This window comes from Micromonospora sp. WMMC415 (assembly GCF_009707425.1).
GTDB lineage: Bacteria > Actinomycetota > Actinomycetes > Mycobacteriales > Micromonosporaceae > Micromonospora.
Genome location: NZ_CP046104.1, coordinates 1,282,890 through 1,294,950, shown reverse-complemented (window position 1 = coordinate 1,294,950; position 12,061 = coordinate 1,282,890). Strand labels below are relative to the sequence as shown.

Below are 12,061 nucleotides of genomic sequence, written 5' to 3'. Positions count from 1 at the left end.
TCCCACATTCCTTTCGAGCAGGGTGCACCTGCGAACTCGCAGGCAACAATAACCCGTAAGGCGCGCGGTGCGTCAATAGGATGCGCTAAAGAGTCGAAGAAGTCGACCGCTCACTCGGGGCGGACCAGCGGGAACAGGATGGTTTCCCGAATTCCCTGGCCGGTCAGCGACATGAGTAGCCGGTCGATTCCCATTCCCATGCCGCCGGCCGGCGGCATTCCGTACTCCATCGCCCGGAGAAAGTCCTCGTCGAGCCGCATGGCCTCGTCGTCACCGCGCGCGGCGAGCTGCGCCTGGGCCACCAGGCGCTCCCGCTGCACCACCGGGTCCACCAGCTCGGAGTACCCCGTGCCGAGCTCGAAACCGAGCACGTAGAGGTCCCACTTCTCGGTCAGGCCCGGCTCACTGCGGTGCGCCCGGACCAGCGGACTGGTCTCCTCCGGGTAGTCGCGTACGAAGGTGGGCTGGATCAGGCCGGGCACGACCAGTTCCTCGAACAGTTCCTCGGCGAGCTTGCCCGGACCCCACTTCGGGTCGACCGCCAGGCCGACCTTGTCGGCGTACTCGACCAGGCGCGTCCGCTCGGTGCGGACCGTGACCTCTTCGCCGAGCGCTTCGGAAAGGGACCCGAAGAGCGTCACCGAACGCCACTCACCGCCGAGGTCGAACTCGCGGCCGTCCGCGTGGGTCACCACGGTCGAGCCACTGACCGCGATCGCCGCCCGCTGGACGAGATAGCGAGTCAGCTCGGCGATCGTGTCGTAGTTGCCGTACGCCTCGTAGGCCTCCAGCATCGCGAACTCGGGCGAGTGCGAGGAGTCGATGCCCTCATTACGGAAGTTGCGGTTGATCTCGAAGACCCGGTCGACACCGCCCACGAGCGCGCGCTTGAGAAACAGTTCCGGCGCGATTCGCAGATACAGATCGGTGTCGAGCGCATTGCTGTGGGTGACGAATGGGCGGGCGGCCGCACCACCGTGCAGCAACTGGAGCATCGGGGTCTCCACCTCGAGGTAGCCCCGACCGTGCAGCGAGTCGCGCAGGCTGCGGACGGCGGTCGCCCGGGTACGCACCATCTGGCGCGCCTGCGGACGGACGATGAGGTCGACGTAGCGCTGCCGGACCCGGGCCTCCTCGCTCAGCGGCTTGTGCGCCACCGGCAGCGGGCGCAGCGCCTTGGCGGTGGTCGCCCACTCCTCCGCCAGGACCGACAGCTCGCCGCGCCGGCTGGTGATCACCTCACCGGTCACCCCGACCTGGTCGCCGAGGTCCACCAGGCGCTTCCAGTCCTCCAGCCGCTGCGCGCCGACCCGGTCCAGGGAGAGCATCGCCTGCAACTCGGTGCCGTCGCCGTCCCGGAGGGTGGCGAAGCAGAGCTTGCCGGTGTTGCGGATGAAGATCACCCGCCCGGTGACCGAGACGCGGTCCCCGGTGGCCGTGTCGGTGGGCAGGTCGGCGTACTTCTGCCGGATCGCCGCCAGGGTGCTGGTACGCGGGTAGCCGAGCGGGTACGGCTCGACGCCCTCGGCGAGCATCCGGTCCCGCTTCTCCCGGCGGACCTTCATCTGCTCGGGAAGGTCGTCGGCGGGGTCCACTGGTACGGCGTTCTGCTCGGTCACGGCACGCTTCCTCAGAAGGAGAATTCGGGCGGGTTCAGGCCCCGAGCGTACTCAAGGGTCCGCACGGTGGTTACGGGATAACCTGCCCGCCATGACCGACCCCACTCAGGCGCTCTCGTTCGGCGCCGCAGCCGCCGAATACGACCGGTACCGGCCCCGCTATCCGCAGGCCGCACTGCGCTGGGCGCTGGACGGCCTCGCTGCGCCCGCCCGGACGGTCGACCTGGGCGCCGGCACCGGCATCCTCGCCCGCGGCCTGCTCGCCCTCGGCCACGAGGTGACCGCCGTCGAACCCGACCCGGGGATGCGGGCGCAGTTCGCGGCGACCACGCCGGGCGCGCCGGCGCTGGCCGGCAGCGCGGAGTCGGTCCCGCTCCCCGACGGGTACGCCGACGCGGTGCTGGTCGGGCAGGCGTACCACTGGTTCGACCGGCAGCGGGCGCACTCGGAGATCGCCCGGGTGCTGCGGCCGGGCGGGGTCTTCGCCCCGGTGTGGAACCTCCGGGACGACCGGGTCGGGTGGGTGAACGACATGAACCGCATCGCCGAGATCGGTGGGACGGTGGACCGCCTGCTCGGTGACGTCACCGACTTCGGACCCGACCTCGACCGGCCGGAGTGGGCCGAGTTCACCCACGTCACCGAGCTGACGCCAGAGGACCTGCTCGGCATGGTGGGCACGCGCTCGTACCACCTCACGGCCACGCCGGAACGGCGCCGCCAGATCGACCGGGAGCTGCGCGCTCTCCTCGACACCCATCCGGAACTGGCCGGGCGCGAGGCGATCGTGTTGCCCTACCGGACGCTGGTCTTCCGCGCGCGACGGCGCTGAGCCCGCAGGTGTGAGAAGGGGCCCCTTCTCTACCGCAGGCGTTAACGAGGGGCCCTTCCTTGCACCTCAGACGTTGCGGTCGTAGACCATTCGCAGGCCGATCAGGGTGATCATCGGCTCGTGGTGGGTGATCGTCCGGCACTCGTTGATCACCAGCGAGGCCAGGCCGCCCGTGGCGATCACCGCCTTCACCTGGCCCAGCTCCTCGCTCATCCGCTCGACGATCCGGTCCACCTGTCCGGCGAAGCCGAAGTAGAGGCCGGCCTGGAGGCACTCGACCGTGTTCTTCCCGATCACCGAGCGCGGCCGGGTCGCCTCGACCTTTCGCAGCTGCGCGGCGCGGGCGGCGAGGGCGTCGAAGGAGATCTCGATGCCGGGCGCGAACGCGCCGCCCAGGAACTCCCCCCGGGCGCTGACCACGTCGAAGTTGGTGGTGGTGCCGAAGTCCACGACGATCGACGGCCCGCCGTAGAGGGTGTGGGCGGCCAGGGTGTTGACCACCCGGTCGGCACCCACCTCCTTGGGGTTGTCGATGGCGAGCTGCACGCCGGTGCGCACCCCCGGCTCGACGATCACGTGCGGCAGGTCGGCGTAGTAGCGGTCGAGCATCGTCCGCAGCGAGCGCAGTGCGGCGGGCACGGTCGAACAGGCGGCCACCCCGGTGATCTCGACGGCGTCGCCGGCCAGCAGGCCACGGAACATCAGGCCCAACTCGTCGGCCGTCGACCGCGCATCGGTCTTGATCCGCCACGAATGCACCAGCTTGTCACCGTCGAACGTCGCCAGCACGGTGTTGGTGTTTCCGATGTCGATGCAGAGCAGCACGCTCGCAGCCTAGACAACGCCGATATCGGCGGAGCGCGCAGCGGCCGGTGAACCGTATCCTGGTCCACATCGCGACATGAACATCGGTCTATCCACGGTGCGCCGGACGGGGAGCGGACATGTCGGGGATGTGGTGGATCCGCGGGCGCAACGCGTTGCACCGGCGCCGCCGGCACGTGCTCGTCCTCGCCGCCCTGGCCGGCGGGGCACTCTGGATGATCGTCCAGGCCTGGCGGTCCGGGCAGACCTTCCGGGGCGACCTCTACCTGAACGTCGGCGCCGCACTGATCATGACCCTGCTGACGTACGTGGTGCTGAACCCGCTCTTCCGGGAACTCCAGACCGCCAGCATCATCGAGCACCCCCGCCTCGACCGGGACGCCCTGATCGAGCGGGTGGCCCAGTCCCGGGAGACGGTGGCGATCCTGGAGACGTGGACCAGCATGCTGGAGGGCCCGTACGCGGCCCGGTTCTCCCACGCGCTGCGGTGCGCCCTCGCCAACGGCGCCACCGTACGGATGCTGCTGCTCGACCCGGACTCGCCGGCGGTCCGGCTGCGGGGGGCGGAGCTGCGCCGGCGCGACGCCTCGGTGGCGATCCTCAACAACATCTGGCACCTGGCCCGGCTGCGGGAGGACCTGCCGGAGTCCAGTCGGGCGCGCCTGCAGGTACGGGTCTACAACGCCGCGCCGTCGGTGCAGATGTACCGCTGGGACGGCAAGGCGTTCATCTCGTTCTTCCCGGTCCGGGGCAGCACCTTCGACACCCAGCAGATCGAGGCGTACGTCTCCACGCCGCTCGGGGAGTTCGTGGCCGACCGGTTCACCGAGCTGTGGGAGACCGCCCCGGTCCAGGATCTCGAGTCCTGCCTGACGCTGCGGCTGTGCCTGCGCCAGGCCGGGCGGGAGTTGGAGACGTGCGAGGCGCTCTACGTCCGGGTCGACGGCGACTGGTACATCGCCGGGCGGGACCTGGTCCGCAACGTCGCCCGCCACGGCCTGGGCGGGCTGACCGTCGTGCTGGACCGGCCCGAGGCCGCCGGTGAGGTGTTCGACCTCGGGGAGGCCGACGAACTGGCCCCCGAGGTGTACCGCCGGGTGGTCGAGCTGTTCCGCGCCAAGTACGGCCTCGACGGCCGGCACGACACCGAGAACCGGGTGATCTTCAACTTGGTGGACCCGCGGCTGACCCGCGCCGCGTGACGGTCACTCCGTCCGCAGGTCCAGGGCGATGTCCAGGATGGGCGAGGAGTGGGTGAGCGCGCCCACCGACAGGAAGTCCACGCCGGTGGCCGCGTACTCGGCCGCCACGCCCAGGGTCAGCCCGCCGGTCGCCTCCAGCTGGGCCCGGTTCCCGACCGCGCACACCACCTCGCGCAGCATCTCCGGTCGCATGTTGTCGAGCAGCAGGAAGTCCGCCCCGGCCTCCACCGCCTGGATCGCCTCGGCGACCGTGTCGACCTCCACCTGCACCGGCACGTCCGGGAACGCCTCGCGGACCCGCCGGAACGCCGCCGCGACCCCGCCCGCCGCCAGCTTGTGGTTGTCCTTGACCATCGCGACGTCGTGCAGGCCCATCCGCTTGTTGGTGCCACCGCCGGCGCGGACCGCGTACTTCTCCAGCACCCGCAGCCCCGGCGTCGTCTTGCGGGTGTCGAGCACCATCGCCTTCGTGCCCGCCACCGCGTCCGCCCAGGCGCGGGTGTGGGTGGCCACCCCGGACATCCGGGAGAGCAGGTTGAGCGCGGTGCGTTCGGCGGTGAGCAGCAGCCGGGTCGGGCCGGTCACCGTCGCCAGCACGTCGCCGCGGGCCACCCGCTGCCCGTCGTGGGCCACCAGGGACACCCGCACCGTACGCTCGGCCCCGGTCACCTCGCCGACCAGCTCGAACACGGCGGCGGCCACCGGCAGACCGGCCACCACCCCGTCGGCGCGGGCCACCACGTCGGCCGTGTCGGTCTGGGTGTCGGGAATGGTGGCGACGCTGGTGACGTCGAGGAAGTCCGGGCCCAGGTCCTCGACGAGCGCGTCGGTCACCACCCGGCGTACCCGCTCCAGGTCCAGGCCGGCGTCGCGCAACGCGCGCTCGGTCTCCTCGGTCATCGTGCCTCCTTCGTTCGCGACCGCGGGGCTCGCGGGACCGGGTCACTCCTCGCGCTCACGGTGCCTCCTTCGTTCGCGACTGCGGGGCTCGCAAGACCGGCTCACTCCTCGCGCTCACGGTGCCTCCTGCCACTCCCGCGTCAGCCGGCCCTGCGCCCCGATCGAGCCGACCAGGTGGCCGCGCCACCGCTCGTCGGCGACCGGGAAGTCCTCCCGCCAGTGGCAGCCCCGGGTCTCCTCGCGGGCGTACGCGGCGGCCACCAGCGTCGACGCCACGGTGAGCAGGTTGGTGGCCTCCCAGTCCGGGGTGCGCGGCGTACCCCGGCCGTCGCCCAGAGCGCCCAGCGTGGCGGCCGTGTCGGCCAGCGTCGCGGCGGACCGCAGCACCCCGGCGCCCCGGGTCATCGCCCGTTGCAGGGCCGGCGTGCCGGTGGCGGGCAGCACCCACCCCGCACCGCCGGTCCAGGCACCGGTGCCCGCCGGCTTCGCCTGCTCCGGCAGGCCGGTCGCCAGGTCGTCGGCGATCCGCCGGGAGAACACCAGGCCCTCCAGCAGGGAGTTGCTGGCCAGGCGGTTCGCGCCGTGCACGCCCGTGCAGGCGACCTCGCCGCAGGCGTACAGGCCGGGGATCGAGGTGCGGCCGTGCAGGTCGGTGCGGACGCCGCCGGACGCGTAGTGGGCGGCGGGGGCGACCGGGATCAGGTCGGTCGCCGGGTCGACGCCGATGGCCCGGCAGGAGGCCACGATCGTGGGGAACCGCCGGGCGAGGAACTCACCGCCGAGGTGCCGGGCGTCGAGGAAGACGTGGTCCGCGCCGGTGGCGAGCAGCACCCGATGGATGCCCTTGGCGACCACGTCCCGGGGAGCCAGCTCGGCCAGCTCGTGCTGCCCGACCATGAACCGCTTGCCGTCGCCGTCCACCAGGTACGCGCCCTCGCCGCGCAGCGCCTCGGAGACCAGCGGCTGCTGGGCGTGCCCGGCGCCGGGCGTACGGGCGTGCTCCGGGACGATGAGCGCGGTGGGGTGGAACTGGACGAACTCCACGTCGGTGACGGCGGCGCCGGCCCGCAGCGCGAGCGCCACCCCGTCGCCGGTGGAGACCGCCGGGTTGGTGGTGGCCGCGAAGATCTGCCCCATCCCGCCGGTGGCGAGCACCACGGCGCGGGCCAGGATCGCGCCGACGCCGTCCTCGCTGCCCTCGCCGAGCACGTGCAGCGTGACGCCGCAGGCCGGGCCGAGCCCGTCCGGGCCGTCACCGGGAGCCCGGAGCAGGTCCAGTACCAGGGCGTGCTCGACCAGCCGGATCCACGGGTCCCGGCGGACGGCGGCGTGCAGCGCCCGCTGCACCTCGGCCCCGGTGGCGTCGCCGCCGGCGTGCACGATGCGGTCCGCCCGGTGCCCGCCCTCGCGGGTCAGCATCAGCGAGCCGTCCGGGTTGCGGTCGAACTCGGCGCCGATCCGGATGAGCTCCCGGAGGCGGGTCGGCCCCTCCTCGACCAGGACGCGGACCGCCGCCGGGTCACAGAGCCCGACGCCGGCTATCTCGGTGTCCGAGGCGTGCGCCGCCGGGGTGTCGTGGGGATCGAGCACCGCCGCGATGCCGCCCTGCGCCCAGCGCGTGGAGCCCTCCTCGATGTCGACCTTGGTGACCACCGTGACGTGCAGGCCGGCCTCCCGCAGGTGCAGCGCGGCGGTCAGCCCGGCGACGCCGGAGCCGACGACGACCACGTCGGTCGTCTCCACCCAGCCGGGCGCGGGGGCGGCCAGCAGGCGGGGCAGGGCCGGCAGGTCGACGGTCGGTAGCTCCATGCCCCCAGTCAACCCGAAGGTGCCTCACCCGGGGCGGCGGGGGCGGGACGAGTGGTTTGGGCTACGCCGTGCCCGGGGCGGTCGGTGCGCGCCGGACGCCCCGCCTCACCGTGTCCGGACCGGCAACCCGCTCGGGCCGGCGCCCTTGAGCGAGCCGGTCACCGCGCGGTCGCTGAGCCACAGGTAGCACCGCACTCCCCGGTCACCGACCCGCCACCGGCCCGCCCCGGGCGGGCGGACCACCACGTCGGCGCGGAACCGCAGCGTCAGGTCGTCGGGTACGCCCACGTACCGGGCGATCGTGCTGCGGCAACCCGCGTAGAGGGGCGCCCAGTCGGCGTCCCGTGCCGGGTACGGCCGGTCCGGTGCCTGCCACACCCCCACGAACTCGGCGTCATGGCGGGTGCCGCACTCCACCGGGAGCAACGTCTCGACACCCCCGCCGCGGTCCCGCCGGCTCTGCTGGCAGCCGAGCCGCACCGGCGACGGGGCGGCCAGCGCGCCGCGGAGACTGCCGGTGCGGGTGACCACGGTGGCGGCGGCCTCGGTCGTGGTCACCTCGGCCAGGTCGCACCGGTACCAGCGGGAGCCGGACGTCCAGCCGGCGGCCGACGGCACCGCCACGGACAGCCGCAGCCGGCCGGCACGCCAGTCGTCGCCCACGTACGCCGTGGCGCGGGTGTCGCAGTCGGCGAACACGCCCCGGACGTCGGTCGAGCCGCCGGTCGGCGGGGCGCTCTGGCCGGCGGGGAACGCTCCGACGTGCACGGCCTCGACGCGGTGTGGCGCCGAGCAGTCGACCGGGTCGTACGCCGCCAGCGTCACCACGTCGGCGACGTCGGCGTGGCAGACCCCGCTCTCCGGCGTGAAGGGACCGGCCGCCGGGAGCGCCCGCCAGTCGTCGGTCAGGTCACCGTCACCGGGACCCGCGCAGCCACCCAGCAGCGCTCCCACGGCAAGAGCCGCGACTACGCCGCGCCCCACCCGGTGCCCCACGCCGCCTCCCCAGCCGACGCCCCAACGGGACGGTCCGACCAGAGTAACCGTGAATGACGCTCCGGTGACAGACGGCGTGCGCCCCGAACCCCGCGATCCTGCGGCTGGCGCCCGGACAAAGCGGCCACAAAGCCCCGTAAGGGGACCGAGCCTGCGAGATCGCGGGGAACGGACGCGGGTCAGGAGACGGTGGCAGCGGCCAGGGGGTTCGGCATCGGGTCGCCGGCCGTTCCAGGGGCGGCCGTCGTCGGATCGGTGTTCAGGTCGACGATCCGGTTGTCGGCGTCCACGTGTACGACGCGAGGCTGGTAGGTGCGGGCCTCGGCGTCGTCCATCTGCCCGTACGAGATGAGGATGACCAGGTCACCCGGGTGCACCAGGTGGGCCGCGGCGCCATTGATGCCGATCACGCCGCTGCCCCGCTCACCCGGGATCACGTACGTCTCCAGCCGGGCGCCGTTGGTGATGTCCACGATCGCCACCTGCTCGCCGGGCAGCAGGTCGGCCGCGTCGAGCAGGTCCTGGTCCACCGTCACCGACCCGACGTAGTGCAGGTCGGCCTGGGTCACCGTGGCCCGGTGGATCTTCGACTTGAGCATGGTGCGCAGCATCGGAGCGACCTTTCGAGATGTGGTGGGGTCAGGAGGGCGCGGCGAGGTGGACGGGCGCGTTGTCGATCAGGCGGGTGGTGCCGACCCAGGCGGCGACGAGCAGCCGCGCCGGACCGGCCACCGGCCCCGGCTCCAGATCCGGGTCGGTGAGCACCAGGTAGTCCAGCTGCGCGCCCGGCGTACCCGAGCCGAAGGCGGCGTGCGCGGCGGCCAGGACCGCCCCCGCGTCCGCGCCCGCGTCGGCGGCCTCGGCCCCCGCGCGCAGCGCCGCCGACAGGCTCGACGCGGCCCCGCGCTCGGCCGGCGACAGGTAGCGGTTGCGGCTGGACAACGCCAGCCCGTCCGCTTCCCGGACCGTCGGCACCCCGACGATCTCGACGGGCACGTCCAGGTCGCGGACCATCCGGCGGACCAGCGTCAGCTGCTGGTAGTCCTTCTCGCCGAAGAAGGCCAGGTCCGGGCGGGTGAGCTGGAGCAGCTTCAGCACCACGGTGAGCACCCCGTGGAAGAAGCCGGGCCGGCTCTGCCCCTCCAACTCCTCGCCGAGCTGGCCCGGGTTGACCCGGACCCGGGGCTGGCCCTCCGGGTACATGTCCGCAACGGCGGGCGCGAAGACCACGTCCGCGCCGGCCCGGCGGCAGATCTCCAGGTCCGCGTCGAGCGTCCGCGGGTACCGGTCGAAGTCCTCGTTCGGGCCGAACTGGAGCGGGTTCACGAAGATCGTGACGATCACGCTGTCGGCCCGCTCGCGGGCGGCCCGCAGCAGCGTCTCGTGCCCGGAGTGCAGGGCACCCATGGTCATGACGACGCCGACGGTGCCCTCGAGCCCGGCACGCGCCGCCGCCAGTTCGGCGCGGGTGTGCACCAGCACGGTCACGCGGCCACCTCCCGGTCCCTCCCACTCAGCACGTCCAGCAGCGGCTCCGCGTCCACCGGGCGCAGCCGTCCCGCCGCGATCGCCCGGTCCGCGGTCCGTCGTGCCAACGCCAGATAGGGGGCCACGGATTCCGGCGCGGTCGCCGCGAGCCGGGCCAGGTGCCGCTCGACCGTGCCGGCGTCGCCCCGGGAGACCGGGCCGGTCAGCGCGTCGTCGCCGAGGCGCAGCGCGTTCTCCAGGGCCGCTCGCAGCAGCGGGGCGAGCACCTTCTCGGGCTGCCCCACACCGGCGTCGCGCAGCCGGTCGGCCGCCTCGTTGACGAGGGTCACCAGATGGTTGGCGCCGTGCGCCAGCGCCGCGTGGTAGAGCGGCCGGTCCGCCTCGCCGATCCACTCCGGTACCCCGCCGAGGTCGGCGACCAGCCGGGCGGCGAGCGGGCGCAGCTCCGCCGGGGCGGTCACCCCGTACGAGATGCCGGCCAGGCGGGTCAGGTCGTCCGGCGTACCGGTGAAGGTCATCGCGGGGTGCAGGGCCAGCGGGCGGGCGCCAACCTCGGCGGCCGGGGCCAGCACGGCCAGCCCGTGCGCGCCGGAGGTGTGCGCGACCACCTGGCCGGGGCGCAGCGCGCCACTGCGGGCGAGCCCGGCGACCACGCCGGCGAGCGCGTCGTCCGGCACCGCGAGCAGCAGGAGGTCGGTGGCGGCCCGGGCCACCGAGGTGGCCGAGCGGCGCGGGATCGAGGGGAGCAGCAGCGCCAGCCGGGCGCGGGACGCGCCGGACACCGCGGCGGCGGCCACCACCCGGTGGCCGGCGGCGGCGAGGGCGGCTCCCAGGACGGCACCGACCCGGCCGGCGCCGATGACACCGACGGTCAGGAAACGGGGAGCGGGCGCGTCGACCGGCCGTGCGGCGGGACGCGGGCGCAGCGGAGCGCTCATCGTGACGATCCAGTCCTCGAGAAGGGGTACCGGTCGACCGCAAGTATGCGCCGCAGCGACGGAGCTGAAACAAGACTGTGTGAAAACGTTCACCGGTGGTGCCAGGGACCATGACACAGGCCCTGGGCCCCGCACCGCGCCCGGCGGCCGGCACGGGGCCCCTGCTCTCACCTCAGGAAGCCGGCGTCCAGGAACTTGAAGTTGGTGTCGGCTCGGGCCTCGCCGTCCTGACCCGGCGTCTCCGGGATGTTCCGCCCGTCGTGCACGACCAGCAGGCCGCCCGGGAAGCCGGGCAGCGGCGTCGCGACGGCCGCGGCGCCGTCGCACTCCTGCGCGCCGTCCACCCGGCCGTCGACCACGGCGAAGTGGCCCGTCGGGCGGTTGGTACGCCGGTCGTACGTGTAGAAGGTGTCGTCGCCCTGGCTGGACACCACCAGGGTGCCGGTGCGGCGGCCCGTCGGGTAGATCGTCAGCCCCTCCACGTCCTGGGCGATCCGGCCGCCGAAGCCCGGGTCGGCCGCGCGGTCGGTGACGCAGTCCTCCTCCTCCGGGTCGTAGCTCGCCGGGACCCCGAACTCGCGGACCCGCTCGACCGGCACGACCGGGCCGGCGAACCGGCCGCCGACCAGCCGGGTCCGCCACAGGCCGACCTTCTCCTGGGCCAGGTACACCACGCCGGTGGCCGGGTCGACCACCGTCCCCTCCACCTGGGGGCCGTCACCCGGATCGGTGCACGGCGACCAGGAACTGCCGTCCGGGAGGGTGAACGTCGACGGCAGCGTCATCCGGTCCACCGGCCGGTAGGTGACCCGCCCGGCCCGTTCCACCAGCCGGAACACCCCCACCTCCGGGGTGCTGCGCCGGCTCACCACCGCGTACACGCCGCCGTCCCGGTCGGTGAACGTGCCCAGCCCGTACGCGGTCCGCTGGGTGTTGACCTCGGCCTGGTCGCGACTGAAGGCGTACGGCACATCCGGTGCGGTGACGTCGACCAGCCGCCGGGTCGCCGGGTCGATCCGGTAGAACCGCAGCTGGTCACGCCCCCGATCGGTCACCACCGCCAGGTCGACCGCGCGGCGACCGAGCCGGAAGCCGGGCACCAGGTCCACGTTGTTGAACCGGCCCGCCTCGTCCTCCGGGCCGGGGGCCGGCGGGGTCGGGATCGACTGCCGCTCCCGCGCCCGCAGGTCGTACACGCGCAGGCCGCCGTTCTTCGCGGTCGCCACGACCAGGCTGCCGGCGCGGTCGGTCGGGTGCACCCAGATCGCCGGGTCGTCGGCGTCCGCGTCACCGCCGGCCGCGTCGTCGAAGAGCGAGGGGGTCTCGATCACCGCCCGCACCGGCCGGGGCCCGTCGGCCGGCGCGGCGCCGGCCGGGACGCCGGCCAACAGGAGGGGTACGACCGCCAGGGCGGGGATCACCAGTCGTCTCATACCGGCTGACCGTAGGGTC

Annotated in this window: 11 protein-coding genes; 2 read left to right on the top strand and 9 right to left on the bottom strand. The window is 73.6% G+C overall.

Going from position 1 to position 12,061, the window contains the following annotated elements:
* Nucleotides 1-110: 110 nt before the first annotated feature.
* Nucleotides 111-1,619: a lysine--tRNA ligase gene (lysS, locus tag GKC29_RS06355; RefSeq protein ID WP_155329927.1), complete on the bottom strand. Its 1,509-nt coding sequence runs from the start codon at nt 1,617-1,619 to the stop codon at nt 111-113.
* Nucleotides 1,620-1,710: 91 nt separating this feature from the next.
* Between lysS and GKC29_RS06350 the strand changes: the two genes are divergently transcribed.
* On the top strand, nt 1,711-2,451 hold the full coding sequence (locus GKC29_RS06350; RefSeq protein ID WP_155329926.1) for a class I SAM-dependent methyltransferase: 741 nt from the start codon (nt 1,711-1,713) through the stop codon (nt 2,449-2,451).
* A 66-nt stretch (nt 2,452-2,517) separates the two neighbouring features.
* Here the strand turns inward: GKC29_RS06350 and GKC29_RS06345 are convergent, their stop codons facing one another.
* Complete coding sequence (locus GKC29_RS06345; protein ID WP_155329925.1) at nt 2,518-3,276, bottom strand: type III pantothenate kinase; 759 nt, start codon at nt 3,274-3,276, stop codon at nt 2,518-2,520.
* A gap of 119 nt (nt 3,277-3,395) precedes the next feature.
* Here GKC29_RS06345 and GKC29_RS06340 point away from each other — a divergent pair, with 119 nt between their 5' ends.
* The gene (locus GKC29_RS06340; RefSeq protein ID WP_155329924.1) at nt 3,396-4,478 is read left to right on the top strand and encodes a DUF5919 domain-containing protein; all 1,083 of its coding nucleotides are present in this window, start codon (nt 3,396-3,398) and stop codon (nt 4,476-4,478) included.
* Nucleotides 4,479-4,481: 3 nt separating this feature from the next.
* Here GKC29_RS06340 and nadC read toward each other — a convergent pair whose 3' ends face one another.
* The 7 genes from nadC to GKC29_RS06305 form a co-directional block, all read right to left on the bottom strand.
* Entirely contained in the window at nt 4,482-5,378 is an 897-nt protein-coding gene (gene nadC, locus GKC29_RS06335; protein ID WP_155329923.1) for a carboxylating nicotinate-nucleotide diphosphorylase, read from the bottom strand.
* Nucleotides 5,379-5,492: 114 nt separating this feature from the next.
* Nucleotides 5,493-7,187 carry an L-aspartate oxidase gene (locus GKC29_RS06330; protein ID WP_155329922.1) on the bottom strand — a complete coding sequence of 565 codons (1,695 nt, stop codon included), beginning with the start codon at nt 7,185-7,187 and terminating at the stop codon, nt 5,493-5,495.
* Nucleotides 7,188-7,292: 105 nt separating this feature from the next.
* Nucleotides 7,293-8,183 (bottom strand): septum formation family protein, encoded by an 891-nt coding sequence (locus GKC29_RS06325; RefSeq protein ID WP_155329921.1) that lies wholly within the window; start codon nt 8,181-8,183, stop codon nt 7,293-7,295.
* Between the two features lie 179 nt (nt 8,184-8,362).
* A complete protein-coding gene (gene panD, locus GKC29_RS06320) occupies nt 8,363-8,794 on the bottom strand; it encodes an aspartate 1-decarboxylase (protein WP_155329920.1) in 432 nt (143 codons plus the stop codon).
* A 28-nt stretch (nt 8,795-8,822) separates the two neighbouring features.
* The gene (gene panC, locus GKC29_RS06315) at nt 8,823-9,671 is read right to left on the bottom strand and encodes a pantoate--beta-alanine ligase (RefSeq protein ID WP_155329919.1); all 849 of its coding nucleotides are present in this window, start codon (nt 9,669-9,671) and stop codon (nt 8,823-8,825) included.
* Nucleotides 9,668-10,609, bottom strand: coding sequence for a Rossmann-like and DUF2520 domain-containing protein (locus GKC29_RS06310; protein WP_155329918.1), 942 nt, complete (start codon nt 10,607-10,609; stop codon nt 9,668-9,670). Before GKC29_RS06310 ends, panC begins: the two co-directional genes overlap by 4 nt.
* 167 nt (nt 10,610-10,776) lie before the next feature.
* Nucleotides 10,777-12,042, bottom strand: a complete 1,266-nt coding sequence (locus GKC29_RS06305; RefSeq protein ID WP_155329917.1) for a phytase — start codon at nt 12,040-12,042, stop codon at nt 10,777-10,779.
* Between the last annotated feature and the right edge of the window lie 19 nt (nt 12,043-12,061).

Excerpts from the sequence above, each read along its gene's own strand:
- GKC29_RS06350 (WP_155329926.1), top strand. The coding sequence starts at position 1,711 with ATGACCGACCCCACTCAGGCGCTCTCGTTCGGCGCCGCAGCCGCCGAA.
- GKC29_RS06340 (WP_155329924.1), top strand. The coding sequence starts at position 3,396 with ATGTCGGGGATGTGGTGGATCCGCGGGCGCAACGCGTTGCACCGGCGC.
- nadC (WP_155329923.1), bottom strand. The coding sequence starts at position 5,378 with ATGACCGAGGAGACCGAGCGCGCGTTGCGCGACGCCGGCCTGGACCTG.
- GKC29_RS06330 (WP_155329922.1), bottom strand. The coding sequence starts at position 7,187 with ATGGAGCTACCGACCGTCGACCTGCCGGCCCTGCCCCGCCTGCTGGCC.
- panD (WP_155329920.1), bottom strand. The coding sequence starts at position 8,794 with ATGCTGCGCACCATGCTCAAGTCGAAGATCCACCGGGCCACGGTGACC.
- GKC29_RS06310 (WP_155329918.1), bottom strand. The coding sequence starts at position 10,609 with ATGAGCGCTCCGCTGCGCCCGCGTCCCGCCGCACGGCCGGTCGACGCG.
- GKC29_RS06305 (WP_155329917.1), bottom strand. The coding sequence starts at position 12,042 with ATGAGACGACTGGTGATCCCCGCCCTGGCGGTCGTACCCCTCCTGTTG.